Annotated in this window: 22 protein-coding genes; 11 read left to right on the forward strand and 11 right to left on the reverse strand. The window is 60.4% G+C overall.

The window, feature by feature from the left end; translation table 11 throughout:
- Positions 1 to 64: 64 nt before the first annotated feature.
- The 3 genes from BUS06_RS30225 to BUS06_RS30235 are packed head-to-tail and all read left to right on the forward strand — an operon-like array spanning position 65 to position 2,140.
- On the forward strand, positions 65 to 733 hold the full coding sequence (locus BUS06_RS30225) for an amino acid ABC transporter permease (RefSeq protein WP_074268009.1): 669 nt from the start codon (positions 65 to 67) through the stop codon (positions 731 to 733).
- Positions 733 to 1,425: an amino acid ABC transporter permease gene (locus BUS06_RS30230; RefSeq protein WP_254369002.1), complete on the forward strand. Its 693-nt coding sequence runs from the start codon at positions 733 to 735 to the stop codon at positions 1,423 to 1,425. Before BUS06_RS30225 ends, BUS06_RS30230 begins: the two co-directional genes overlap by 1 nt.
- Positions 1,403 to 2,140, forward strand: a complete 738-nt coding sequence (locus BUS06_RS30235) for an amino acid ABC transporter ATP-binding protein (protein ID WP_074268010.1) — start codon at positions 1,403 to 1,405, stop codon at positions 2,138 to 2,140. Before BUS06_RS30230 ends, BUS06_RS30235 begins: the two co-directional genes overlap by 23 nt.
- 70 nt (positions 2,141 to 2,210) lie before the next feature.
- Here BUS06_RS30235 and BUS06_RS30240 read toward each other — a convergent pair whose 3' ends face one another.
- On the reverse strand, positions 2,211 to 2,867 hold the full coding sequence (locus tag BUS06_RS30240; RefSeq protein WP_074268011.1) for a GntR family transcriptional regulator: 657 nt from the start codon (positions 2,865 to 2,867) through the stop codon (positions 2,211 to 2,213).
- A gap of 220 nt (positions 2,868 to 3,087) precedes the next feature.
- On the opposite strand from BUS06_RS30240, the gene BUS06_RS30245 reads away from it, so the two are divergent.
- From BUS06_RS30245 to BUS06_RS30255, 3 genes are read left to right on the forward strand one after another with little or no spacing between them, the layout of a single operon-like run.
- Positions 3,088 to 4,404: an MFS transporter gene (locus BUS06_RS30245; RefSeq protein WP_074268012.1), complete on the forward strand. Its 1,317-nt coding sequence runs from the start codon at positions 3,088 to 3,090 to the stop codon at positions 4,402 to 4,404.
- Positions 4,405 to 4,452: 48 nt separating this feature from the next.
- Entirely contained in the window at positions 4,453 to 5,577 is a 1,125-nt protein-coding gene (locus BUS06_RS30250) for a CMD domain-containing protein (protein WP_074268013.1), read from the forward strand.
- Positions 5,570 to 7,063: a flavin-containing monooxygenase gene (locus BUS06_RS30255; protein ID WP_074268014.1), complete on the forward strand. Its 1,494-nt coding sequence runs from the start codon at positions 5,570 to 5,572 to the stop codon at positions 7,061 to 7,063. The genes BUS06_RS30250 and BUS06_RS30255 overlap by 8 nt, the downstream gene beginning before the upstream one ends.
- Here the strand turns inward: BUS06_RS30255 and BUS06_RS30260 are convergent.
- The 5 genes from BUS06_RS30260 to BUS06_RS30280 all read right to left on the reverse strand — a co-directional run bounded on the left by BUS06_RS30260 (position 7,060) and on the right by BUS06_RS30280 (position 11,524).
- Positions 7,060 to 7,884, reverse strand: a complete 825-nt coding sequence (locus tag BUS06_RS30260) for a putative hydro-lyase (protein WP_074268015.1) — start codon at positions 7,882 to 7,884, stop codon at positions 7,060 to 7,062. The two genes, BUS06_RS30255 and BUS06_RS30260, sit on opposite strands and share 4 nt — an antisense overlap.
- Before the next feature lie 25 nt (positions 7,885 to 7,909).
- The gene (locus BUS06_RS30265; protein WP_074269377.1) at positions 7,910 to 9,232 is read right to left on the reverse strand and encodes an MFS transporter; all 1,323 of its coding nucleotides are present in this window, start codon (positions 9,230 to 9,232) and stop codon (positions 7,910 to 7,912) included.
- A gap of 27 nt (positions 9,233 to 9,259) precedes the next feature.
- Entirely contained in the window at positions 9,260 to 10,234 is a 975-nt protein-coding gene (locus BUS06_RS30270; RefSeq protein ID WP_074268016.1) for a 5-oxoprolinase subunit C family protein, read from the reverse strand.
- Positions 10,231 to 11,004 carry a 5-oxoprolinase subunit PxpB gene (gene pxpB, locus BUS06_RS30275; protein WP_254369003.1) on the reverse strand — a complete coding sequence of 258 codons (774 nt, stop codon included), beginning with the start codon at positions 11,002 to 11,004 and terminating at the stop codon, positions 10,231 to 10,233. The genes BUS06_RS30270 and pxpB overlap by 4 nt, the downstream gene beginning before the upstream one ends.
- An 85-nt stretch (positions 11,005 to 11,089) precedes the next feature.
- Positions 11,090 to 11,524, reverse strand: coding sequence for a VOC family protein (locus BUS06_RS30280; protein ID WP_074268017.1), 435 nt, complete (start codon positions 11,522 to 11,524; stop codon positions 11,090 to 11,092).
- Between the two features lie 117 nt (positions 11,525 to 11,641).
- Between BUS06_RS30280 and BUS06_RS30285 the strand changes: the two genes are divergently transcribed.
- The 3 genes from BUS06_RS30285 to BUS06_RS30295 all read left to right on the forward strand — a co-directional run bounded on the left by BUS06_RS30285 (position 11,642) and on the right by BUS06_RS30295 (position 14,045).
- The gene (locus BUS06_RS30285; protein WP_074268018.1) at positions 11,642 to 12,517 is read left to right on the forward strand and encodes a LysR family transcriptional regulator; all 876 of its coding nucleotides are present in this window, start codon (positions 11,642 to 11,644) and stop codon (positions 12,515 to 12,517) included.
- A gap of 94 nt (positions 12,518 to 12,611) precedes the next feature.
- The gene (locus BUS06_RS30290) at positions 12,612 to 12,872 is read left to right on the forward strand and encodes a hypothetical protein (RefSeq protein ID WP_074268019.1); all 261 of its coding nucleotides are present in this window, start codon (positions 12,612 to 12,614) and stop codon (positions 12,870 to 12,872) included.
- 42 nt (positions 12,873 to 12,914) lie between these two features.
- Positions 12,915 to 14,045 (forward strand): DSD1 family PLP-dependent enzyme, encoded by a 1,131-nt coding sequence (locus tag BUS06_RS30295; protein ID WP_074268020.1) that lies wholly within the window; start codon positions 12,915 to 12,917, stop codon positions 14,043 to 14,045.
- A 25-nt stretch (positions 14,046 to 14,070) separates the two neighbouring features.
- Here BUS06_RS30295 and BUS06_RS30300 read toward each other — a convergent pair whose 3' ends face one another.
- Complete coding sequence (locus BUS06_RS30300) at positions 14,071 to 15,411, reverse strand: hypothetical protein (protein ID WP_143787683.1); 1,341 nt, start codon at positions 15,409 to 15,411, stop codon at positions 14,071 to 14,073.
- 217 nt (positions 15,412 to 15,628) lie between these two features.
- On the opposite strand from BUS06_RS30300, the gene BUS06_RS38415 reads away from it, so the two are divergent.
- On the forward strand, positions 15,629 to 15,952 hold the full coding sequence (locus tag BUS06_RS38415; RefSeq protein WP_074268022.1) for a hypothetical protein: 324 nt from the start codon (positions 15,629 to 15,631) through the stop codon (positions 15,950 to 15,952).
- A 406-nt stretch (positions 15,953 to 16,358) separates the two neighbouring features.
- On the opposite strand, the gene BUS06_RS30310 is transcribed toward BUS06_RS38415, so the two are convergent.
- Positions 16,359 to 17,399 (reverse strand): LuxR C-terminal-related transcriptional regulator, encoded by a 1,041-nt coding sequence (locus BUS06_RS30310; RefSeq protein WP_074268023.1) that lies wholly within the window; start codon positions 17,397 to 17,399, stop codon positions 16,359 to 16,361.
- 299 nt (positions 17,400 to 17,698) lie between these two features.
- On the opposite strand from BUS06_RS30310, the gene BUS06_RS30315 reads away from it, so the two are divergent.
- Complete coding sequence (locus BUS06_RS30315; RefSeq protein ID WP_143787684.1) at positions 17,699 to 21,700, forward strand: AAA family ATPase; 4,002 nt, start codon at positions 17,699 to 17,701, stop codon at positions 21,698 to 21,700.
- Positions 21,701 to 21,740: 40 nt separating this feature from the next.
- On the opposite strand, the gene BUS06_RS30320 is transcribed toward BUS06_RS30315, so the two are convergent.
- From BUS06_RS30320 to BUS06_RS30330, 3 genes are all read right to left on the reverse strand, one after another.
- The gene (locus tag BUS06_RS30320; RefSeq protein ID WP_074268025.1) at positions 21,741 to 24,800 is read right to left on the reverse strand and encodes an NAD(P)-binding protein; all 3,060 of its coding nucleotides are present in this window, start codon (positions 24,798 to 24,800) and stop codon (positions 21,741 to 21,743) included.
- Positions 24,801 to 24,976: 176 nt separating this feature from the next.
- On the reverse strand, positions 24,977 to 25,471 hold the full coding sequence (locus tag BUS06_RS30325) for a DUF3237 domain-containing protein (RefSeq protein ID WP_074269379.1): 495 nt from the start codon (positions 25,469 to 25,471) through the stop codon (positions 24,977 to 24,979).
- A 208-nt stretch (positions 25,472 to 25,679) separates the two neighbouring features.
- Positions 25,680 to 26,429 carry an SDR family NAD(P)-dependent oxidoreductase gene (locus BUS06_RS30330; protein ID WP_074268026.1) on the reverse strand — a complete coding sequence of 250 codons (750 nt, stop codon included), beginning with the start codon at positions 26,427 to 26,429 and terminating at the stop codon, positions 25,680 to 25,682.
- Between the last annotated feature and the right edge of the window lie 22 nt (positions 26,430 to 26,451).

A 26,451-nucleotide genomic window follows, 5' to 3' on the forward strand; every position in this document is an offset into this window, starting at 1 on the left:
AGCGTGCGTTGCGGTTTTACTGCAACGGGCGCTGCACAACTTCGTTTCAAGGAGTGCTGATTAGATGACGCTTCAGTTCGGGCCCATCCTCGAGCAATGGCCGTATCTGCTGGGCGGCGCGTGGCTCAGCCTGCAGATCGCGGTACTGGCGTTCGCTTTTGGCATGCTGATCGGACTTGTCTGCGCGTCGGTCCTGCGGTACGGGCCGGCCGTTTTGCGCCGTGTTGTAACCGCCTATGTGAGCTTTGCGACCAATACCCCGCAGCTCGTGCAGATTTTCTTCCTGTTTTTCGCGTTACCCGACATCGGCATCACGCTGTCGCCGTACTCCGCGGTTCTGATCGGCGCTACGTTTAATGCAGGCGCTTACCTGTGTGAAATTCAGCGCGCCGGTTTCGCATCGGTACGGTGGACGGAAATCGAGGCTGCGGAAGTACTGGGCTTTTCGACGCCGCAGATCGTGCGGTATGTGATTTTTCCACACGTAGTGAAAGTGATGTTTGCACCTCTGTCGAATCAGTTCATTGTCATGACGTTAGGTACCTCGATGGCCTCGATCTTCGGCGTCGAGGAACTGACGGGGCGCACCTATAACATCAGCTCGCAGACCTACCTGTCGGTCGAAGCGTTTAGCGTGGCGGCTGTCATGTATATCGCGATCACGCTGCTGGCAACTTTCGCGCTTGCGATGTTCGGCCGCCATGTGTGCCGCGCGAAGATCAGGGTGTTTTGATGGCCGGCTCTTCGATGATGATGCAACTCGCTGGCCTGTTTTCGTACTACAACCTGTTGTTGCTGCTCGAAGGGCTGGTCGCGACCTTCGTGTTGTCGGTAATCGGTTGTCTGGCTGGATTCGTTGCGGGTTTTGCGGTGGCAGTCCTGCGTGTGACGCGCTCGCGGGCGATGGCTCCAGTGCGCGCGCTGATGTTCGCATACTGCCTGCTGCTGCGGCGCGTACCGTTTCTCGTCACGCTGATGCTGGTGTTTTTTGCCAGCCAGGCGCTCAACGCGAACCTGTCGACTTTCACGGTTGCGCTGATCAGCGTCTGCCTGATTGCCGCGGCGTATCTCGGCGAGATCGTGCGCAGCGGCCTGGAGTCGGTTCACGTCAATCAGTGGGAGGCCGCCAGCACATTTAACTTCAGTTATCTGCAAACGCTGCGCTACGTGATCGTGCCGCAGGCGTGGCGTGTGATCTTGCCGCCCACCTTTGGCTTCTTCGTCATGTTCATCAAGGACACGGCGCTTGCCTCGCAGATCGGTGTGATGGAACTCACATCGGCGGGGAAGGTGCTCAGCAACAAGGGTTTTTCCGCCACGCTCGTGTACGGGAGCATCCTGGCGCTGTACTTCCTGATGTCGTATCCCCTGTCGCGCTTAGGTAAGCGCCTGGAGAAGAATCTTGCCTCAACTCGAAATCGTTGACCTGAAAGCCTCCTATGGTCCGCACACGGTACTGGAGCGTATCAACCTGTCCGTCGAGAAGGGCGAGATTGTCAGCCTGATCGGACCGTCAGGGTCGGGCAAGAGCACCTTGCTGCGTGTCCTGATGGGGCTGCTGCAGCCCGAGCACGGCAGCGTGCTTCTGAACGGCAGCGAGGTGAATTATGCGGACAGGACCGCTGTTCGCGCGCTGCGTCTGGACATCGCGATTGTGTTCCAGCAATACAACCTGTTCCAGAACATGACCGTGATCGACAACGTGATGATTACGCCGACCAAGATAAAACGCTGGCCGCGCGCCGAGGTCGAGCAGAATGCGATCAATCTGCTGACGCGTGTGGGGCTCGCGCACCGCCTGCATGCCTATCCGGACGAATTGTCGGGCGGCCAGCAGCAGCGTGTAGCGATTGCGCGTGCGCTCGCGTTGAAGCCCAAGGTACTGTTGCTCGATGAGGTGACCGCTGCGCTCGATCCTGAGCTCGTCAACGAAGTGCTCGACACGATCCGTGAACTCGCTTCTGATGGCATCACGATGTTCATCGTGTCGCACGAAATGAGCTTCGTGCGGGAAGTGTCGTCGAAGGTTGTGTTTATGGCTGGCGGTCACGTGATTGAGACCGGCACGCCCCAGCAGCTATTCGATGCGCCGCAGGAAGCGCGCACGCGGGAATTTGTCGGGAAGATTTTGCGGCACTGAAGCGGCACGCAGGCAGTACGGAAGTTGCACACAATCCCTTGCGTGCAGCGCCCATGCGCTGCTGCGCCGCTCAGCTATACGTGCCTTCTGCAAGCCGGTCGAGCACAAAACGGCGCAGGTTCTGCAGATGCGTGCGCACGGCGGTACGCGCCGCTTCCGCGTCGTCCGCCAGATACGCTTCAAGAATCGCCAGATGCTCGGCGCGATCTTCCTCGATACGGTTAAACGGCGTGACCAGTTCGAACAGCCGGCTGTTCGTGCGCACCAGGTCGATCATATGGGCGAGCACATCGTTGCCGCTTGCGCGCGCCATCATCGTATGCACCTGATCGTCGAGCTGCCAGTGGGCCTGTTCCTGCTGGCCGCTGCTGAGCGCCTTGATCTTCTTCACTAGCTGATGCACCAGCTTCTTGTCGATCTTGCCGATTGCGAGCCCGATGGCTTCCGCTTCGAGCAGTTCGCGCACTTTCATGGCCTGAAAGTATTCCTGCGCGCTGACGAAGCGCACCGAATAGGAGCGCGCGCCGGCGCGCGCCAACAGGCCTTCGCCTTCGAGCCGCAGCAGAGCCTCGCGCATCGGGGTGCGGGAGATGTTGAGTTCTTCGGCGAGCCGACCTTCGACGACCGGACCACCGCTGCGCAACGCCTTGTCGAGGATCATGCGGCGCAGCGTCTGATAGGCCAGTTCGCCGAGCTTCTCGGGACTGGAGGTGGAATTAGTATTCACGCGCTCTCACTGAAGTTATATGTTAAGTATACGAAGTGTATGCGGATATACGCAAGTCTACCCGCCGGGCGAAATGCATGGAGATTTTCTGTCCGTTCAATTTTTTCTTTCTTCCTGCTGTCGACAGACTTTCGCTGAAAGACTTTGTTTCAAGGCAAAATAGCCGCTGAGGCCGGCATGCTAGCGCCTGCCCTGCAAATCACAGCAAGGAATCGAACCGATGGAATCACGATCGAGCAGTAGACGCGGTGTGGTCGCTGCGGTGTTGGGCAACGCGATGGAGTGGTACGACTTCACCGTGTTCGCGGTGATGACGCCGGTAATCAGCAAGCTGTTTTTCCCGGTTAATTCAGCCATACCGGGAAGCGAGCTCAATGCCATCCTGCTCACAACGGCGCTGTTCGGTGCGGGATTTTTCATGCGGCCGGTTGGCGGCATCGTGCTTGGGCTTTATGGCGACCGCCGCGGCCGCAAGGCGGCCATGACGCTCGGCATGTTTATCATGGCCGTCTCCGTCCTGATGATCACCTTGGCGCCGACGTATGCCAGCGCAGGTGTCGTCGCACCGCTGATTGTGCTGATTGCACGCCTTTTGCAGGGATTTTCGGTGGGCGGTGAGTTCGGCACCTCGACCGCGTTTCTGATCGAGCTCGCGCCGCCAGGCCGGGCCGGCTTCTTCGGTTCATGGCAGATCACCGGGCAATTGATGGCACAGGTTCTGGGTGCCGCACTCGGCATGCTGATCACGCAGCTTTTTACACCGGAACAACAGGCGGCCGGAGCCTGGCGCATTCCCTTCGCAGTCGGCCTCGTGATCGTGCCGATTGCGCTGTACATGCGCCGCAGTGTGATGGAGTCAAGTGTTTTCACCCAGGTATTGAGCCGCGCCAAAACGCGCTCGACGGCCATGAGCGCTGGTCTGAAACAGCACGGCGCGAGGTACCTGATCGGCATGGGCATGGTCGTCGCCAGTGCGGTGTCGTTTTATGTCACGTTCGGTTATACGGTGACCTACGCGAAGCAGGTTCTGCACTTGCCGCTTGCACAAAGTTTCATGGTGCAGATGATTGCGGCCATCGTCATGCTGATTGTGGTGCCTATTGCTGGCGCAGCGTCCGACCGCTTCGACAGGAAACGGCTTCTGCTGGCGTCGTTAGGGGCCTATCTCGTGACCTTGTATCCGCTGTACGCATGGGTGACGGCCGCTCCCTCAATCGAGCGCCTGCTGCTGACTCAGGTGATTGCGGGCGTGTTTAGTGCCACCTTTCTCGGCGTCTATTGCACGACCCTTGCAGAACTGTACCCGGTGCGAACGAGAGCCACGTCTCTTGCGATTGTCAACAACGTGGCAGTGCTGATTTTCGGAGGCTTTGCGCAGTTTTTCGTGACCGGCCTGATCAAGCTGACTGGCTCGCCGTTAGCGCCGGTGTTCTACGTGATGATTGGACTGACGCTGGGGCTGATATCGGTAATTTTTATGAAACGCCCATCGCGGGACGAGTCCGCGACGGCTCAGCTTGGGACGCTTGAGTCGTGAAGGCCAGCGTAAAAGTCAGATCAGAACCAAGCTTAAAAGGAGTGTAGTGTGAGTAACCATCATCCAGACGGCGATGTCGTCGACCAGATCGCTGATCCGGCAAATCCGCAGATCGCGCGGGACATCCGGCAACATCGGCCGAAGATCGTCGACTTTATCCAGGCTACGTTTGATGCCCTGTTTGTCGACGAACCCGGCAACTTCGATTTGCGTCTGCGCTTCTTATGTGCCGCCAAGGTCGCAGCGTTGACCGAGGAAGCAGGGCTGGCGCGTTTTTATCTTGACGCGCTTGAGTGTATTGAGCCGCTCGATACGGACGCCAAAGAAGATGCGTTGGAAAAAGCGGTGTTTGAACACACCACGCGCGTAACGTCGGCACCGGCATCGTGTGATCAAGCTGCGCTCGACGCCTTGAACGCAGTGGGTATGACGGAGTACGAAATCGTCACGCTTTCGCAACTGATCGGCTATGTATCGTTTCAGGCACGTCTGATTCTCACGGTGCGTGCGCTTGCCGGCGTCGAACGTGCGGCGGCAACCGCGAAGAGTGGCTCTAGGAATTTCGTTCGTCATAGCGGCTTTACCGCCGAGCCGATCGAATGGGCATCGTGGCTCACGCCGGTGGATCTCGCCACGGCCACGCCCGATCAACTGGCGGTCCTCGACGAAAGCGGCCCGACGGCCCGCACTTCACCTTACTACCTGACGCTCGTTCACAATCCCGCGGTACTGCGGCAACGTAGCGGCACGTATAACGCCATCATGTATGCGCCGGGCGGACTGTCGCGCGCCGACCGGGAACTGGGGGCACTAGTTGTTTCCACCTTAAACGGCTGCCCGTATTGCGCATCCGTGCATGCACAAAGACTGAATCAGTTGACGAAGGAGTCGGATCTCGTCACACGCGTGTTTGCCGATCCCGTTAGCGGCGGCGCAAACGAGCGGGAGCGCGAACTGATGCGCTACGCACGCCGGCTGACGCTCGAGTCCGGTGAGTTTGGTGTACACGACGTGACGCGGCTTCGCTCGCTAGGCATGAGCGACGGCGAGATCCTCGACTATTCGCACGCTGTGGCTATTTTTGCGTGGGCAAACCGTCTGATGCAAACGCTTGGCGCACCCATTCTTCCCAACCGGCGGGACGGCAGCGAAGCAGGGGCGGGTCATGCGTGAATCCGCCTTGACCCGCCTTGCCTCGCTCGATGACCTGGAGGCGCGGCTAGCACAAGATCTGCAGTGGCTGTGCCTGCCGCCAGCAGGCTGGTCGCCGCGCAGAACGATTGACGGTGCTGCCGTGACCGATGTCCTGATCGTCGGCGGCGGCATGTGTGGCCTTGCTGCGGCGGGAGCACTGAAGCTGCTTGGCGTCGACAACATGCGCATCGTCGACAAGGCGCCGTTGGGCACGGAAGGACCGTGGATTACTTTCGCACGCATGGAAACGCTGCGTTCGCCTAAAGATCTGACTGGCCCCTGTCTCGGCGTGCCGGCGCTGACGTTTCGAGCGTGGTACGAAGCGCAGTTCGGCACAGATGCCTGGCAGTCGCTCGACAAGATTCCGCGTGTGCAGTGGATGGATTATCTGGTCTGGTACAGACGCGTACTGGGCCTTGAAATCGAAAGCGAGACGACGGTACTGGCAATTCGTCCTGCAACGCCCGCGAATAGCGTACTCGAAGTGACATTGGCGACGCCCACTGGAGAAGAACGGGTGCTGGCGCGCCATGTCGTGCTTGCCACGGGGCGCGACGGCGGCGGGCAGCCACAGGTCCCGGCGATGGCGAAAAAATTGAGCAGGCAGCGTTGGGCACACTCCGCTGACGAAATCGACTTCGCCGCCTTGCGCGACAAGCGCGTGGCCGTGGTAGGCGCGGGCGCTTCCGCAATGGACAATGCAGCGACCGCATTGGAGGCGGGCGCCGCGCGCCTGGACATGTTTATCCGGCGCAAGGACCTGCCGCGGATCAACAAGCTGACCGGTGTCTCCAGCCCGGGTCTCGCGCACGGCTTCGCGTCGCTACCCGACGCCTGGAAATGGCGCTTCAATAGCTATGCGATGGCGACCCAGACCCCGCCTCCGCGCAGCAGCACGCTGCGGGTCTCACGCCATGAGCAGGCATATTTCCACCTGGGCAGCCCGGTTGAAGATGTGGTCGAAGAGGGCAACGAGTTGGTGGTGCAGACACCGCATGGCCGCTATACGCTCGACTTCATCATCTTCGCCACGGGCTTCACGACAGACCTGCAGGTGCGCCCAGAGCTTGCGACGGTGGCCGGCAACATCCGGCTCTGGAAGGATGCGTTCGACGCCTCGCAGGAAGGACCGAACTACGAACTCGCCAATTCGCCTTATCTCGGTGCTGCGTTCGAGTGTCAGGAAAAGGTCGCGGGAAGCTGTCCGTCAGTGGGCCGCATTCACCTCTTCAACTACTCCGCGCTCGCCAGTCAGGGCAAGCTGTCGGGCGATATTCCGGCGGTGAGCATCGGAGCCGAGCGGCTCGCACAAGGCATCGTCTCACGCATGTTCTGTGACGATTGCGACGAGCATTACGCGGCGTTGCAGGCTTATGCCAAGCCGGAGCTGTTCGGCGACGAATGGACCGACGCGGATGAAGAACAGCGTTCGTTGGACGTCGCGCCTCAAGCAAAGGCGTCCTAAAGAAGAACCAGGTCTTCCACGCGCACATCGCAGACTAGCATGTAGCCCGGCGCGTGCGTAATGCAAATGGGGGGCCGCGCCTCGATGGTCGCGGCCTGCGGCGTCACACCACAGCCCCAGAACACGGGCTGCTCGCCGTCGAGGATCTCGGTGGGTTCTCCCTCGTCCGGAACGGCCACGTCGCGGATTCCTATCGCCGCGGGGTCGCCCATGTGGACGGGGGCACCATGCGCGCCGGGCAGCCCGCCGCATACCTCATATGCAATCGCTGCTTCCTGCGGCGTGTAGGGTCGCATCGACACGATCATCGGGCCGTGAAACCGTCCAACCGGTTGCGTCTGGATAGAGGTGCGATACATCGGGACGACCTTGCCCTCGTCGACATGGCGTACGCGCAAACCGGCCACTTCCAGCGCATGCTCGAATGACAGCGAGCAGCCAAGCACAAAGCCGACGAAATCGTCCTGCCAGAGGGTGGAGATGTCATCGAGCTCTTCTGCGAGGACGCCATCGCGCCATACCCGGTAGCGCGGCAAGTCGGTGCGCAGGTCGACGTCGTCACCGAGCATGGGGACGAGGCTTGTGCCGGCCCGTGTCATGCCGATCAGCGGGCAAGGCGTGGGATTGGCCCGGCAGTAGCCCGCGAAGTCATCCGCCCACGATTGCGGCAGGATGACCAGATTGCCTTGCGCGTAGCCCGGCGCCATGCCGCTCGTGTTGCCATTGAAACCCGCGCGGATTCCAGCGCGTGCGCCTTGCGGAGTCAGCGCCCATGCAGGCGTCGGCGAGATTTCAGGTGAATTGCGCTTGAGACGTTCCATGAAGCTCACTCCCGATCCGATCGCGCTACTGCAACGACTCCGACGCAGTTTCGCGTGTCCTGGTGAGCGTCAAAAGACCGATCAACGCGGCCGCGACCAGCAGGAACGCCGGGCTCAGCAGGTTGCCGGTCGAGCCGATCAGCGCGGTGGCGAGATAGGGCGTCACGCCGCCGCCGAGCATCGCGCCGAAGTTAAAGCTGAACGCGGTGCCGGTATAACGGACGCGGGTTGGAAACTGCTCCGCGTAGGTCGGGTAGCCCACCGATTGCACGATCGGCATCGGCAGCGCCACGATAAACATCGCGAGGAACGCGAGGCCGATGTTCTGGTGATTCATCAGCATCATCATCGGAAAGACCAGCACGATATACGCAGCGAAGCCGATGGCCAGCACTTTGCGGCGTCCAATGCGGTCGGACAGGCCGCCCCATACGGGCATCAGCACGGCCATCGAGAGGCTGACCAAGGACATGAGCCAATACACGCTGGTCTTGTCGTACTTCAGGTAGGTGATCATGTAGATGTTCATGAACACAAAGCCCACCCAGTACCCGGCATTCTGTCCAAACGAAATCAGGAAGACCTTGAGCATCGCCGCACGGTGGTGCGTGAAGACTTCTTTCAGTGGGGCTTTGACCGGCTTGCTCTGTTCGAGGGTCTTCCTGAACACGGCCGATTCTTCGATACGTTTGCGCACGTAAGCCGAAACCAGCACGAGCGGGAGCGCCATCAGAAACGGAATGCGCCAGCCCCAGTCGTGCAGTTGCGCGCTGCTCATGAAGCCGCTCGTCAAGCCGCAGACGGCTGCGGCGAGTGCGCCGCCAATTGCCACACCCACCGGCGTCGCCGCACCATAGAAACCGCGCCGGCCGCGCGGCGCGCACTCCGCCACGTACGCTGCGGAACCGGTCACCTCAGCGCCGGCGAAAAAGCCTTGCGCGAGACGGACCATCAGGAGTGCGATGGGAGCCAGTCCTCCCACGAGAGACGCAGTGGGCAGCACACCCACTGCTCCGGTGGCGACGCCCATGCCGATCACCGTCACGATCAGGACACTACGGCGTCCTACCTTGTCGCCGAGGCGTCCAAGTACGATACCGCCGACCGGGCGCATCAGAAAGGCCGTGCCGAAGATCGCCAGCACCGAAAGCAGGGCAGCCGTGCCGTTGCCTGCTGGAAAGAACAGCGGGCCGATGATGGATGCCATGTATCCATAAACACCGAACTCGTAATACTCGATTGACGTTCCGGCGGCCGCGGCAAGCGCTGCCTTGCGAGCGGCACTCCTCGTCGCCGATGCGGAAGGCGTCGCGTCTGTTTCGAAGTGTGCAGTTGAGGCGTTCGGCATGATCATCGGTTCCAGAGTGGGGGGTAGTCAGCTTGACGCCACACAAAGCTGCTCTAGTGCTGCGAAGCTTCTTTGCTGGGACAACATCAGTCGTTGGGCGGTACCCAGGTCGACGAGCGTAAGGCGAATGGTCTCGCCGGGCATCTTTTGTGCGAGCCGTGGCAGATCGACTGCACAAACATGGCCGATCTTCGGATAGCCGCCGGTCGTCTGGCGGTCTGCCATCAGAATGATTGGTTGGCCGTCGGCGGGAACCTGGATCGAACCAAAATCGACCGCTTCCGATATCACTTCGCGCGGCGCCGTCAGCTCGAGCTTCTCGCCTTCGAGTCGATAACCCATCCGGTCCGACTGCGGCGAGATCCGATACGGCGCAGCCTCGAGCGCTTGCTGGGCGTGCGATGAAAAGCAGGACCACTCACGACCGCGAATCACCCGTATGGGCGAATCGGACGGCAATGCAACCTGATCGTCGAACGCCTGGCTCAGGCTTCGTGCCGCTTGCGACAGCTTTGCCAGCCTGCTGGACGGTGCCAGTTGACTCAAAGAAAGCACATCGCCTTTTTTCAATGGACGCCCTGCGTGGCCGCCATAAGCGCCGCGCGTGTAGGTGCTGGCGCTACCCATCACCGGATCGAAGACGAATCCACCGCGCACCGCAAGGTATGCACGCGTCCCAAAGCTGCGCTTGCCGAACGAAAGGTCGCTTCCTTTCGCAACCGCAACCATATGATTGACAGGAAGAGGCTCGCCATTCAACAGAGCGCCGAGGTCCGCGCCGCTGAGCGCGATCACCGCGTCTTCGTGAAACCGGAGCGTCGGGCCCATCAACGTAATCTCGAGCGTCGCGGTAGACGGCAGATTACCGACCAGTGCATTGGCGAGACGATGCGCGCGCTCGTCCATCACGCCGTTGACGGGGATGCCGAGGTGCCGATAAGCAGTCCGACCGAGATCCTGAAAGGTGCTCAACGCACCGGGCTTGATGACTTCGATACTCATCGCGCCGCTCCTGCGTTGTGACTGATGGTTTCGAACTGCTCTGGCGTGATCGGCACGAAGCGAACCTGGTCTCCCGCATTGACAAGGCAAGGCGCTTCTCGCGCCGGGTCGAACAGTGCAAGCGGGGTCCGTCCGATCAGATTCCAGCCGCCGGGCAACGTCAGCGGATAGATCACGGATTGCCGGTTGGCGAGACCGATCGAACCTGGGGCGACAGCGGTGCGGGGCGTTGCGCGCCGCGCGGGACTCAGTCTGGTGTCGAGCATGCCGAGGTAGGGATGCCCCGGCGCGAAGCCGAGCATCATCACGTCCACGAGCGCTCCGCTGTGCAGTTCGATGACCTCGTGCTCGGAAAGGCCACAGGCGTGAGCTACTTCGCCGAGATCCGGCCCATGTTCGCCGCCGTAGCAAACGGGTATCTCGACCACGCGTCGTGCTGCCTCTTGCGTGGCGTCGACTGTTTTCAACAGACTGTTCAGCGCTTCGAGGAGTGCGTCATAGGGTGCCAGACTGGTGTTGTCCAGCGGCACCCGATGCGGCGCGTAGTGAATGCCGACAGTCGTCATGGCCGGGACGATACCGGTCACGTACGGCAGATTTTCCGCCGCGATGCGCGCGGCGAAATCGCGCGCGCTGCGGTTTGCGGCGACGCGGTCCCCGGCATGCAGTTCGATGATCAGCAGACGCTCGCCGGAAGCGTGGAGCGTCCATGCGGCTGCATCGGACGCGCTGCGTTTTGCTTCATCATTGACGGGTATCGCGGCGCTCACGTTAATACTCCTCCAGCCGTTTGCGTTGCCGCAAACGGGTCTTGAGCCTGTAAAAGGGGAAGGGCTGCTGCCTGGTTATATTGGCTTACTTGGCAAACAGCGATTCGATGTTCGCGAACGCCTTCATCTCAAGCGCGTTGCCCGACGGATCGAGGAAGAACATCGTGGCTTGCTCGCCCACTTCGCCCTTGAAGCGGATGTACGGTTCGATGATGAATTGCATGCCCGCGTCCGTGAGTTTTTTCGCTGCGGCGTGCCATTGCTCCATGGGCAGTACAACGCCGAAATGGCGCACCGGGACCGCGTGGTCGTCCACGGCGCTCGTCTGGCGATGGCCGACTTCGTCCGGCGCGAGATGGGCCACGATCTGGTGGCCGTAGAAGTTGAAATCCACCCAGTCTTCCGAGCTGCGGCCTTCGGGGCAACCGAGGAGGTCGCCGTAGAACTCGCGTGCAGCGGCAATGCTGTGCACCGGGAAGGCGAGGTGAAAGGGGGGCACGGCAGTCGTGGTGTCGCTCATGTTGGGATCCTCAGGTAGTTCAATGTGGTGCCACGCAAACCAGTCTAGGGATGACAAAAATAGTGGAATAGCGATATATTTTTGTCCTCAGCAACAATAAAATCGATCAATCCCACCATGATGCGAGAGCTCAAAACCTTTCTGGCTGTCGTGCGTTACGGCACTTTCGCGAGTGCCGGCTCTCATATCGGGCTGACGCAATCGGCGGTGAGCGCGCAGATCCAGCGTCTGGAGGAGGACCTGGGCTATCCGTTGTTCGAGCGGACCGGCCGCTCGGCGACGCTCAATGCGGCCGGCAAACATACGGTCGAGGTGGCCGAGGAGCTGCTCTCGGTGTACGCGCGCCTGGCCGATCGCGGCGGTGTGGCGGAGCAGTCAGGCTTGCTGCGCGTCGGGGCGATCGCGTCGGCGCAAGGTTCGTTTCTGGTCAGCGCCATTCAACGCTTCAGGCAGGATTCGCCGGGATGGCGCATTCGTGTCATTCCGGGCGTGTCGTTGAATCTGCTGGCTCACGTGGACTCGGGGGAGGTGGACGTGGCGGTGATCATCAAACCGCCGTTCGCGCTGCCGGCCGAATTGAAGTGGCGCACGCTGACTCTGGAACCGTTCGTCTTGCTCGTGCCGCGTGAACTGGCCGCTCGCCCGTGGCGCTCGGTGCTCAAATCGGAGCCTTTTATTCGCTACGATCGCAATTCGTTCGGCGGCCGGCTGGTGGATCGCTTTCTACGAAGGATCCGTGTGACGGTACACGACGTCGTTGAACTCGACGAATTGCAAGGGATAGTCGGGTTGGTGGCCCAGGGCGTTGGTGTCGCGATTGTGCCGCAGGCGGCCGGACTCTATATGCCCGACACGGTGGCCGCATTGCCGCTTGGCGATGACGACGTGTTTTTTCGCGAGATCGGGTTGGTCGAGCGTAGCGGCCGTCATGAGCAGGCCGCGGCAGCTGAGTTTGCCGAGTGCCTGTGCGAGGTGACGAGTGGCCGGCGCTAAACGCCGGGATTCATTAAGCGTGAGTGTGGGCGGATGAAGCGGGCGTCGTCATCGGCCATACTGTGAAAGTAACGTTGCTGGAGTTCACACCATCATGAAGCCCTTTTGCTTCGCAGCGGTTCTCGTCGTGTTCATCGCCGGCTGTGCCTCGACGTCGGCGCCCGTCGATAGTCAAACCGCCCAGCCGGGTCCGGCCGACACGGATAGCTACATTTTGCATACGCCCGACCGTTTGATGCCGGGTGACTCCACCTCGAGGCCACCGAGGCTCAGCGTCGGCGTGAGCTATCCCGACACGCAACTGATTCTGCCGTGGTTCCTCAATGACATCATCAACGTGATTAACTATCGCTAGCCCGGCAGCGAGTTTCGAATCGCCTTTCCTAAGGAGTCCCGGATGAACCTGCAGTCCCTGAATACCCCGGCAGCAGTGATCGACGTCGCACGCATGCAACGCAACATCCAACGGATGCAACAACGGCTGGATTCGCTCGGTGTGCGTTTCAGGCCGCACGTCAAAACTACCAAGTGCTTGCAGGTGGTTGAAGCACAGATCGCCGCGGGTGCACGAGGCATCACCGTGTCGACGCTCAAGGAAGCGGAGCAGTTCTTTGCGGCGGGCATTCGGGACATCGTGTACGCAGTCGGCATGGCACCGGACAAACTCGGCCGCGCGCTGGCACTGCGCCGGAAAGGCTGCGATCTGAAGATCGTTGCCGACAGCGTTACGTGTGCCGAAGCCATCGGAGCATTCGGCCGTGAGCAAGGTGAAGCGTTTGAGGTATGGATCGAGGTGGATGTCGACGGTCATCGCTCGGGCATCGCTCCGGACGACGATCTGCTTATCAACGTCGGCAAAGCTCTGGTTGAGAGCGGTATGCGCCTTGGTGGCGTCATGGCCCACGCCGGATCGAGCTACGAATACGACACGCACGACGCGCTTGTGCGTATCGCGGAACAGGAGCGTGCTGGAGCGGTTCGCGCGGCTGAGCGGCTTCGCGCTGCCGAAATGTCGTGCGAGGTGGTGAGCATCGGATCGACACCCACGGCGCTGTCCGCTGAAAATCTCGCAGGCGTGACTGAAGTCCGCGCTGGCGTATATGTCCTGTTCGATCTGGTCATGCATAACGTCGGCGTCAACGAAACATCCGAGATTGCGCTGAGTGTCTTGACGACCGTGATCGGCCATCAGGAAGAGAAAGGCTGGGCGATCGTCGACGCGGGCTGGATGGCCATGAGTCGTGATCGCGGGACCCAACGGCAGAAGCGGGATTTTGGCTACGGCCTTGTCTGCGCGGAAAGCGGCGAAGTATTGGGTGACTATCTGATGAGTGGAGCAAATCAGGAGCACGGAATAATCTCTCGAACGGGGCAGCCCGATCATGAGATCGCCCGCCGCTTTCCGATCGGCACGCGACTGCGCATTCTGCCCAATCATGCCTGCGCCACTGGCGCGCAGCATCCTGCGTATCAGGCGCTCGTCGAGGACGGGAACGTTGAGGAGTGGCCGAGGTTTTACGGTTGGTGATCCGATCGTTCATCTTCGACGTCGTTCATTCCCGGAACTCGGCGAGACGTTGCTGGATGCCGGCCACCGATCCCACAAGCGGCGCAAGCAGCAACGGAATCAGAAGGATCCACAGCAGGCGCGCCTCGTTCGCGGCGCGCGCGACTGCGGCGTCGAACTGATCCTGATTGATGTCCGTGGTTTTATTTAACGTCGCCACGAATCGCTCAAATGCGCCTTCGGACTCCATCGCGGTTGTGCCCAGATCGAGTGCAACCGCGTTGCTGTGTAGCCCGGACGACTCGAGATCCCGAATCCGGCTATCGATCCGGGCATAGTCGAGCCATGCGGCAACGGTGGCGCGTGCGGCCTGTTCCTCGCCGTCAAAGGTGATATTGTCCAGCTCCTCGTTGAGCAGTCCGACGCTTTTAGGGCGGGGTGCACGGGGCGACAACTGGCTCATATCGGCGCGCTCCGGCGTCAGCAGCATTGTCGCTGAACGCTGGAAATTGCCTGCCGGTTCGGCCTTTTCGTCCTTGTCGCGCGTGAGCAGGTAGATACTTTCCTGCGAGTGGGCGTTGTAGGCCAACGCTTTCGCCTGCGACAGGGCAAACACCGAGTCAAACGCATCTTCCTTGGCGATCCGGATGTTCGACAGAAAATTCGTTCCGCATGCGCCAAATGCAATCGCGCATAGAACCAGCGCTACCGTACCGGCGGCAATCCACGGGTTGATGACGCGCCGGAAGGTGGCAAGCAGATACCGCTGCGTATGGAGGAGCAGAAGCAGGAGGGCAATGGAGACCGCGCAGAACGCTATCAGCCATATCCGCGCGGCCGTCCGGCCGTCGGAGTAGGCGTTGTCCAGATGAGCGAAATTTGCTGCCGCCAGATCATCCACGGCTGGAATGATGTGCTCCCGGATAACGTCGTCGGCGGCACGTATGTCGTAAATATTGCCGCCATCCGCCAGTGCCGAACCTTCGAGCGTCTGATACAGGGAGAGGTTGTCGAGGGCGCGCAGGATCGGCTGACGTTCCGCCTCGCCGTAGGCAATATTCTGTGACGCGGCGACGAGATAGTCATTGGCCAGCTCGATTGCCGCACGATAATCGCTAATGCTTTTGCCGTTTGTGCCTTCTGCGCTGACAAACGCCCTGAGGAAATCGGTATGCGCATCGCTTAACGTACCGCGGATATTCTCGGCTGCGACGATTGACGGTTCCGATTCGTAGCCGATTGTCTGGACGATGGAATGAAATGCGTGCCACGTGAAGAAGCCAGTGGCTGCCACTAGCAGGCAAAGCGCGACGATGCCGGCCCGTAGCGCGCGCAACGTCGAAGGCACGAGCGCAAACGTATTCACCTGCGCTCTAGGTGCGTTCACATGAAGCGCCTGGGTTGTAGACACATTTATCTCCCGAATCGATGACAGCCTGATTTACTCCGGTTATCGACAGCTTGCCATGTCGAAGCACATAGCCGTGGTAAAAATGCCAAAACGTCCAGCGTCACAATTTTGAAAAAATATCCACCGGCGTTTCTGTGTGCGAGTATGGATCAACTAGCTTCTAATCTGAAGGTCATGATCCACGGGGGGCTCCATGAGTAGCCAGGTACTCAGTTGGGCAGCGGTGCCGCACAATGGCGACGGCGTCGTCTTCCAGGTTCGCATTGCCCATGGACTTCAACGTTTCTACCTGTCGCGCCGGGTGCTGGAGAATGTATTCGACCTCGAGCCGCGGGCTTCGGACGCGAGACAACTCCAGCTTTTCTATCAATTCCTGAACCGCATTCTGACCCGAGCCACTGCGAAACGGTCGATCGCGGGGTCGGACACGCTTCAACTCCAGGCCACTGATTTTTCGCCGCTGCGTACCGAGGAAAGCAGATCGAACCGGCACGCAGTAGTGCAGACTGCCGCCTGAGCGCTTGCCGGTTAAAGGCAGTGTAGACGCCTGTTTGCCCTGGATCAGCCGACCCAGACGCGCGAGCGTGCCGACCGGGATGAATTCGTACTGCACGAAGCCACCTGTCACGAGCGGCAGCGTGTCCGGCTCCGCTTTTGCTTCGTCAACCGAATCGACGTTCGTGAGAAAAATCACGCCCCACCCGGCGCGTCGTGGCTTGGCAGTCGGCCCACGCGACATCGTGATCCATGGAAAGTAAGCAGGACTACCTGGGAATGCTGTCCAATACGAGTCGCGCCAGCGCCACCGTCGGTGCCTAAAAATATCCAATTACGACGCTCGGAGCTATACGCGGATTTGCAGTACGCCCACAACATCGGCAGGGACTCTCGGCGCACCGAGTTCGGGCAGGTGGGCTACCGGTTCAGCTGGTGAGCTTGGGACGCGATTTGTCGGCCTCCAGCCGGCGCGTAATGAGGCGGACCAGGTAGGTGGCAAACTCCGGATCCTGGTAGTACATCCGCATGGCGTCGGTCGCCGACACCATCAGCAGTTCGCAGTCGCTCTTGCAGACAGCCGTGCAGGTGCGGCGATGGTCAGGGGAAAACAGCCCAATTTCTCCCAGTATGGTGCCAGCCCCCACTTCGACCCCGATCTCCTGAAGACCGATTGTCCCGCGCACAATATAGTAGAGCGCATCGCTCGGCGCGTTCTTGTGGAACAGCACGTCGCCACGTCTGAAGTGGCTGGGAGACAGGTGCGAGAGCAACCGCTTGATGGTGAGCTGAGCGTCGAGCGCATGATGAAGCTGTGCATCGCCAACCTTTTCCAGCCGTGCGGCCGCGATGCTGGCCTGGCCGCGGCTGCCGACCTTCAACGCCTTGTACACCGTGTACAGGTGCACTTTCACGGTTCCTTCCGCAATGTTGAGTTGCCGCGCGATCGACTTGTTCGACTCTCCGCGCGCCGCGAGCGCCAGCACTTCGATCTGGCGCGGCGTAAGCACAGCGCCGTTGGCGGCGGATGCCGTGGTGGCGCGTGAGGCGGCCTGCGCAGCGGTGGGCGAAACGATCTTGTTTGCGAACGCGAGCAACGCGGGCGGCAGGTATGTGGCGCCGGCCAGCACGATCCGCAGAGCGCCCAGCAGCGCACCGGCGGATTCCGATTTGCTCACACACCCTGTCACGCCGGCCGCAATGAAAGTGTCGATCGTCTTCTGACCAATCTCGTTCAGCAGCGCGAGGGCAGGCAAAAGCGGAATGTTGCAACGCAACGCGTCCAGCGCTTCAAGCGCTTCGCTTTTGTGCTCGCCGTCCAGTACCAGCAGATCGGCGCTCGAGCCGCTGTCGAAAGCGCCCGTCCGGTAGTCCACACATGTCACTTCAGTGCGTGGCGCGAGTTCGGCGAGCAGACGCGCAACGCCCTCGCGAAACAGACCGGCAGGCGCAACGAAAATGATATGCATAAGCCTCGATTTTTTTGGAACGGTTAACCTTACCCGCGTCTGCGCCTGGCGGGTCTCGTACCTGTATTCGTATGAACTAAGACAGAAACAGAACCTGCTGCGCCCATTGACGCGTCGGTGTTCGTTATACAACACACTTAACGAATTCGCATTCGTCCATTAACCCGGCCGTAACGAGGCCGAGACATGCTATTCGCGGCGCGCGAACGCGAACGCTGGGCGAATACAGATTTCCAGCGCAATGCCACCATTGCATGTAAAGTAAATGTAGGTATTTTATTGTCTGCGGGAGGGGAGAGGTGGGCGAGACCAGCGCATTCATTCCGACGGGGCTTTCACGCTACGTACCGCGACATCTGTTGACGGCGGGAACGTGTGAGACCCCGAGTGCGCGTGAGTTCCGGGGCGTGGCGATGATGGTGGACATCGCGGGCTTTACCGAGCTCACCGAAACATTTGCACGCGAAGGGGTCGCGGGTGCGGAACGCTTGTCGGCGATCCTTGACCGTTACTTTGGAAGAATGACCGGCATCTCGATCGCGCACGGGGGTGATGTTCTGGATTTCGTCGGCGACGCCATCCGCGTGATATGGGAATACGACGCGACACCGGATGCGACCGCGCGGCTCGCCGTGCAGTGTGGCCTGCAGCTGCAACGTGCGTTACCGGAAATCATCGCGGAAACCGGTGTGCAAATGCGTCAACGGGTATCGCTCGCAGAGGGCACGCTCACGCATCTGACTGTCGGCGGGGTCGGCGGGAAGTGGTACAGCCTCACCGCAGGCGGGCCAGTGGCCGAGGCGGCGGCAGCCAATCATAAGGGCAGTGCGGACGAGGTCGTAGTATGTGAATCGTTGTGGGACGTGGTGAAGGCGCATTTTGTTGCCCGAGCGCTGCCGTGCGGCGCTGCTTGCATCACGGAACAATACGGTCCCGTATTGGCGCCTTTACCGCCGCCGCTGGAGGAGCCTGGTCCACCATCCGGTATGCTGGAAAAGTTTTTCGGGCATCACTTTCTTGAACGCGTACGCATGGGCGGCGGGCGTTGGTTCGGAGAGTTCAGGAATATCACCACGCTATTCATCGGGCCGTCCATCGTCGATTACTCCGGCGAGAATGCATTGAGCCTTCTGCAAGCTGCGGTAGCCAGCACGCAAAAAGTACACGAACGTTTTGGCGGCGCCCTCACCGAACTTTCTGCGGATGACAAGGGGCTCACGCTACTTTCGGTATTCGGCTTGCCGGGCATGGCGCACGAAGATGACGCAGTTCGCGCGGTGGCCGCCGGGCGAGCGCTTGCCGCCGCAATGCGCGAGCGCGGAATTCCGCTCAGCATGGGCATCACTTCGGGACTGGCTCTTTACGCCGACCGCGGCGGCAACGAGCGCCGCCATGCGGGACTGACGGGTGGGGTGGTGAACCGCGCCGCACGGCTCATGACCGCTGCGCATGGCCGCGTACTGTGCGACAGGGCAACACGCGACGGCGCCGCGCGCGAATTTCAATTCGAAGCGTGCGACCCTGTCTCGGCCAAGGGCTTCGCTGAAGTTGTCGCCGTCTGGCAGCCGCGGGCAGGTGCGGCGAGTGAGGGACATTCGTTCGCGGGCGTATCGGTCGGCCGCGAGAAGGAAGCACAACAATTATCGCTTGCGCTCGATGAGGTCATTGCAGGGCACGGCGACGCTATCGCTTTGTGCGGTGAGGCGGGCCTCGGTAAGACCCGGCTCATTGCAGATATGGCGGCCAATGCGCGTGAGCGGGGCGCTTCAGTCATCTGGAGCGCAGGCTTTGCGCTGGAATCGATGTCGGTTTTCTACGTCTGGCGACACATCCTCGCGCAACTGCTTTGCGGCACAGGCAAGTTCGACCCGGTACTGGCGAGCCGTACTGCCGCAAATCTTGTTGTGGACGACGAAAACCTCACGTCATGGTTGCCACTCCTTAACGACGTCATGCCGTTCCAGCTCGCCGATACGGAGCTCACGCGGGAGATGGTCGGCCACGCGAGAGCCGAGGGCTTGCGGATGCTCGTGACGGCGCTTGTTTCGCGCTCATCGCGCGATACGCCCATATTGCTGATTGCCGACGATCTGCACTGGTTCGACAGCGCATCCGCGGCCATGCTTCTGGAACTCGCGATCGCGCGACCGCCGGGTCTTCTTCTGCTGGCCGCCACGCGGCCGCTCGACGACTCCGCCGCTGTCGAGGCGCATCAGGTTGTCCGCGAGTCGCGCTGTATTTACTTACCCGCTCTCACGCGAGCGGCCTTGAGCGTATTGATCGCCGACCGTCTGGGTGCGGCGGAGGCGACGCACGAGCTTGTCGATTTCGTAGTGGAGCGCACGGAGGGAAATCCGCTGTATGCCGAAGAGGTTGTTTCGGCGCTTCACGTCTCCGGTTATCTCGAGATGACCGACCGTGTTGCAGCGTTTTCTGCCGAGGCTGAGAGCGAAGCCAATGCCATGCTGCCTGAGGGATTGCGCGGCGTGATCGTCAGCCGGCTCGATACGCTCGGCGCTGCCGAACAGCTCATGTTGAAGATCGCGGCTGTGATCGGGCAGGAGTTTTCGCTCAAGATGCTCCGCGATCTGTTTCCTGGCGAGCAAGGCACGGCCGATCTCATCGCCCTGGCACGGGTGCTTGAGCGCGAAGACGTCGTGTACCCCGTAGGCGACGAGAGCGACTGCTACCGTTTCAAGCACGTCCTGGTGCAGGATGCAGTGTACGAACTGCTGCCGTACTCGCTGCGCCGGGAACTGCATCGCGATATAGCGGACTGGGTCGAACGCAACGAATCGCACGATCTCGAGCCGCACTTCGCGGCACTGGCGTCCCATTGGGAACGCGCGCGGAACATTCCTGCTGCCGTGACGTATCTCGAGAGGTCTGCAGAGCTTTCGTTGAAACACTATGCGAACCGCGACGCTATCAGGCAGGCGGAGCGGGCGATCAGGCTTGCTAACGAATACAAGCTGCCGCCGGATCGGGAAGGCGAGATGCGTTGCGAGGCGATGCTCGGAGAAGCGCATATCGAGCTGTTTCAATACGGTGCGGCCAGGGATCACTTCAATCGTGCGCTCGTGTGCGCCGGCCGGGCGGTGCCGCGTTTCGCCGGGACGATGGTCGCGGACCTTGCCTGGCAACTAGTCCAGCAATTGAGCGCGCGTGCGGGCCTGATGCGAGGACGGAGCGCAGATCCGCTGCTGCCGCGGATCTCGCACATTCACGAGAAACTTAGCGAAATCGCGTACTTCAACAGCGGAAAGCTGTCGCTTCTGCATGCGACGCTGACGTCGCTCAATCTTGCCGAACGCTCTGGCAGCGTGCGTGAGGCTGTGAAAGGCTTCGCCGCCATGGCGATTGGCTTCGCCGGCGCGGACCTGCGCTGGCTATCGCAGGTCTACAACCGGCGTTCGCTGGCGTTGGCGGAGGAGCAGGGCGGTATCGACGATATCGCTTACGCTAACGTGGTGAGTGGCGTGTACTGGGCGGCCGCTGGCAGCTGGGAACAGGCCGTGGAATGTTTGAATTACTCGGCGTCGCTCTATGCGCGTCTCGGCTCAATCGAGCGCTGGCAACAATCGATTGCCGGTTTGTGCGCTGTTGCTCTGGCGCGAGGGCAATTGACCCATGCCAAGGAGTGGCTGGACAAATTGCGTCCTGCACGCCATGACATGCCGGCGCAAATAGCGGCTTACCTGCATGGCTTCGATACCTCGCTCGCGCTGGCGCAAGGAGGTCCGTTGGAGGAGCTGGTGATCCGCCTCGACAAGGTGATTGTCGCGCGCGAGCTGGCGCAGTTCGACCGGATATTCTGCCAGGGCTTGATCGCGGCGTCGTATTGGCGGCTAGGCGATCGCGTGCGCGCGGTCGAGTCGGCTCAAGCGGGCCTCGACAACCTGTCGGCAGGCGTGCCTGTCGCGTGGTATGTGACAGACGGAATTGCGGGCATTGCGCAAACCCTGATCGATGCTTCGGAGTGCGGATTGGCGAGTCGGCGCGATGCGCAACGCGCATGTCATATCCTTGCGCAATATGCGCGCGCAACGAAGGTAGCCGCGCCGCGTGCCGCGTTGCTTGCGGGCAGATTAGCGGCAACCCGGCATGACAGACGTTTCGCTCTCGCATGCTGGCGCAGAGGGCTTGCCGCCGCACGCGCGCTCGGCGCCGGCTATGACGAGGCGGTGTTGCTGTACGAACTCGGCAACCACAGTCCGCACGATAGCTCTGAAAGAACCGAGTTTCTGGAGCAGGCGCGTGTTCAGCACGAACGCATTGGTGCACCGCCATTGCAGACGTGAGAAAACTGCCGCAAGCCTGACACTGAAAGATCGCTACCCCTCAGTGGTCACTCTCGCCCTTGATGATGGGCGGATATCCGCTAATTGCACGTGAAGCCTGCATGCCGCCCATGATGGCGCCCTCCACGCAACCAGCGTTGATGCCCGTCTTGAGCCAATCGCCTGCAAGATACAGGTTGCTAAAGCCGGATGCATCGCTCGTTATGCGGTACTGCGTACTACCCACGGTCGAGAGCACGTAGCGGTCGGAAGGGTTTACATTCGCGCGCCAATACTGCGCGTCGAAACGCGCCAGCCCGCTGCCGTTAGTCGGATCGATCAATATCCGCCAGTCGAATAAACCTGGAGACGCCACGGCGGGCCAGAGGTTAAAGACCTCGTGCTGCAGTTGACCAAGCGCACTCAGTTTTACTTCTTCCGTGCAACGCGAGGCGTAGTTGGCATCGGTGCGGGGCGGCGAATCAGGCGTAGGCAGCGGACTGCAAAAGTAAGAGACGCTCTGTGGCACGTGACCAGTCGGCCACACTTCACGCGCCAGCAATTGATTCATCGGCGTCGTGGTATTGAAGGGCTTGCTGAACGCGCTCAACTCGGGCTCCTCTCCGTTGGAGCCGAATACATTCCAGCCGAGGTCCCGGATGCTCTTGCTCAGCCATATCTGATAGGCCTGAGTCGCCACCGTCTTCACGTTGTCGCTGGCTGCCTTGAGGGGAACGCTCTTCTCTAGCAGCTTTGGGCAGACATGCGGCAGGGAGCCGATCGACAGTCCGTAGACAATCTTGTCGAAGTCCACTCCGCGTTTTAGCCGCTTGACCGGTAATGGCTTGCCAAACTCAGCGCTATAAATTTGCGCCCAGTCGCTCCAGTGGGATTCGAGGTCCACATCTTTGGCCTGCAGTGTGCGTGCCTGTGCCGGGTCGATCTGCTCGTAGTTCGGACAGCTTGGCCAACACTCCAGATCGGCGATATCGACCAGCGGGTTGTATTCGGTGACGCCTTCTGCAAGAGCCACCTGTTGAGTCATGACGATTTCACCTACACCGTCGGCGTCCGGAATCAGTTCGTCCACGTTGTGGAAGAACTGGAAGCTCACGCCACGCTGTTTTAGCACTTGATACAGCGGCGTAAAGACGGTGTCGCCCATGCCGGCCTGCATTTTCCAGATGAAGCCGCCGTGATAACCAATGGCCAACCGCAAGATGCCGCGCAGCATCGTGCCAGCCTCGATGTTCGGGCGAGCGGTGTCGCCATCCATAAAGGCGAACACGAGGTCATAGAGTCCGCGGACCGGCGCGGAATCAATCGTATAGGCTTCGTTGGCGCCGTGCTTGCGCAACCAGTCGCGGAATTCGATGTTGTTGAGGACGTCGAAGCCATGGTGCAAGACGCCGTCGGCATGCATGCCGATCAGGCTCGTGACGGCCAGATCGATGGAAATGAAGAGATGCCGCACCTTGTCGTCAATGCCCAGATGATGGGAGACGTACTGGGGCAGAGAAGCCTGAACCGTCTGCAACTCGGTTAGTACAAACTGGTGATGCTGCTTCTCCCGGAAGTGGAACACTTCGGGCAGGCGCTTCACGAATCCGATGACGCTTGCCAGAATGGCTTCTGCTTCCTCGATAACCCCTCCAGATTCCCTGGCGGCATGTAACAAATGATGGCCGAGATCGTCCAGCCATTGCCCAATCCATGCCGTTACGGTTTCCAATATTGCCGAAAATGTGATTTCCTCGTTGTGCGCCCCCGGGACACCCGGTTTGATCGGTATCTCGATCGGCCAGAACTTATAGCTTTGGTCGATATACTCGGTGAGCACAATGTAGTTCTGTGGCTTAAAAGCGTCTTCCCACTTCGCAAGCGGAGCAGTAGCAGGCCGATTGAGGGCGTCGTAGACCTTTTGCATCACGGTAAAGCCATTGTCATAAAAGCCGAACCACATATGCAGTCCGTGCTCTTCGATGCGCTGGCCCAACTCGGCATTGCGTCCACTGGCACATTTTCCGCCCAGGCGCCACCCCATCTGATAGACAGTTATGTCGTAACGGTCTTGCCAGCCGGGCTGCTCGGTAAGATAAAACGCGGCAGCCATCGCGCCTGGGCCGCCGCCGAGAACGGCGATTTTCTGCGAGCTTGCCTCCGCGGTCTGGAGCAATTCTTCACCCGCTGAGATGGTGAAGTCCATATTGATGTGGAAAGGTAGGAGTACAGGCTGTTCTCCGAGCTGGAGGCCCAAGGTCTCGTCTAGCCGGAAAGTATCGAACTTGTGCAATGTGCACGCATAGGTATAGCCAAGCAATCTGGCGCTGTGCACTTTGTCGACTGTGGCGGGCGCAACGACAATGGCCTGGTACACGGCCTTAAGGCCATTGGCGTCCGGGAACTGCTTGAGAAATAGCTGATCGACGCGTGTTCGCAAAAAGAGTGTTGCGAGATCCTCTATCCCCGCCTCGTCGAGTGCAAACAGATCCTTCTCCGAGCGCAGAATGTCTAAACCCTCACGTATCACATCGATAAATCCAAGCAAGGGCCGATGCGCGTTCTGCGTATCGATTGCAGTGACCTCGATCAGAGGGTGCATGCCTAGTTGCGTCTGAGGACTGTAGGGTTGCCAGCCTTCGGAGGAAAACTTGAATTCGCGCGGGTCCCCGCCTGGTTCCGGCATGCTGAATTGACACAGGCTCTTTGGATAGCCAAAGACTTCACGGCCGATGGAAATGGCCATAGGCACGTCGACCCATGTATACGCCGGGTAAAGAAAGACGCGCTGCAACTTCGTGGCGCCGTCTTTTTCTTCGATTTGCCCAACCGATATCCACGTGATGATGTCGGTTTCCTTACCCCAGCCCTTGTTTTCATCCGCGGGGAAGCCCGATTGGGCATGCTCCACGCGTGTGAATGTCAGCATGATGTAGGGCGACAGCACCTGAAAAGTCATCCGGCCGGCAGCCACCCGATTGAGCGTCCCGTCGACGGTAGCCTGCAGCTTTTTCAGATCCCCTTTGATAAAAAAGCCGTACATGTCGGATGCGTTGAGGTGCATGGGCGTGTGCTGCACCGGTGAGCCACTGGTGTAGATGTATGCGGGCCGTTCCGTCATTTCTCCCTCCTCTGGGGCTATCGACGACGAGTCCATTGTCAGCGCATTGTAGGCCTGGAATTTAGCTCATACATACTCTTTGAGTTCTTTGTTGAAGGGTGGCTGCACATGTTTAGACATACTCCGGTTTTTTGTCGGTGATGGCAACGCGGAAGGCGTGGCTGCCGGTCCTTTGCCTAGAGCACCTCAAACACGCTATAGACCGGCCCGTCCTTGAAGCGGTGACCCGTGCCCACCGCGATCACCCGGTTCAGAAATTCATACTTGCCAGCGGGGGCTTCGAAGACCGGATTGATGCGAAAGTAGTAGCTGGCCGGATCGACCGGTTCGCCTTTTTCGAGCCGCTGGATCACGTCGGCCGCGCCGTGGCGAATGCCGCGGTAGGCTATCGTGATGTTGACACCATCGTCGGTCTGCAGGATCAGGCGCACATCGAGCGTGGTACTGCCGTCGCTGCGCGCGCTTTGCCAGTCGCTGCCGCCGTCGAGCACCTTGCCGCTCAGGCGCTCGCCCGCAAAGGTGCCGGACGGCACGATGCCGATGCGGCGAAACGTTCCCGGCGTGTCGCCGACGATGACGATCGGCTTGACATCGAGCCGCATCACGAACAACGGCCGCGTCTGGATGCTCTGGAGCGCGGCGGGCAGGTCTTCGAAAGCGGGAGTAGACATCGTCTTCACCTTGTCGGTTGATGGCATGGGGGTGTCATACCAGAGTCATGGGAACGTTTGAGGGTACTTAAGGGCTACTTGAGCGGCGAGAAGTCGGTTGCACGCAGCGGCTTGAAAGTATAAGTGCGGATTTCGTAAAGCATGGCAGCTCTCCGTATGGGCCGGATGGCGTCTGATTCGCGTGTTGGCCTCGGTTGATCGGGCACTTCTAGGCAGCAGTTCTTCCACCATTGACTCTGAGCACCTCACCGGTCATGAAGCTCGCGCGCGGCGACGCAACGAACAGGATCGCGTCGGCCATTTCTTCCGGCGTCCCGGCACGCTTGAGGGGGACACCGGCGAGAAAGGCAGCCTTGCGTTCCGCATTCGCCGTGAGCCGGTCGAGCATCGCTGTTTCGACAGGACCAGGCGCGACCGCATTGACGCGTACACCGAACGCCGCGGCCTCGAGCGCCGCCGACTTCGTGAGGCCTTCCACGGCGTGCTTGCTGGCCACATATAGCGATGCGCCTGCTGCACCGCGCGCGCCCATCGTCGACGAGATGTTGACGATACTACCGCTACCTTGCGGCGCCATGACACGAAGTTCGTGTTTCATTGCGAGCAACGTGCCGAGCACATTGGTTTCGAACACGGCGGCGTAGCGTTCGGGGGTTTGCTCGATCACCGGGGCCGATTCGCCTTCGGTGCCCGCCGAGTTGACCGCGATGTCTAGCCGTCCGAATCGCGCGACGGTGGCGTCGACGAGCTTGCGCACTTCGTCTTCGAAGCGCACGTCTGACTGCACGAACTCTGCCTCGGCACCGAGCGAGCGTAGCTCCTCGGCGAGTTGCCGGCCTTCTTCCGCGCGGCGCCCCGAAACGACGATACGGGCGTGGTCACGAGCAAAAGCGATTGCGGTAGCGCGACCGATGCCAGTCAGTGCGCCGGTGATGAGTACGACAGGTTGGTTGTCCATGGCTATTCCTTGGGTATGCTGA

The sequence above is a fragment of the Paraburkholderia phenazinium genome (genome assembly GCF_900141745.1).
In the GTDB taxonomy this organism is placed as follows: Bacteria; Pseudomonadota; Gammaproteobacteria; order Burkholderiales; family Burkholderiaceae; genus Paraburkholderia; species Paraburkholderia phenazinium_B.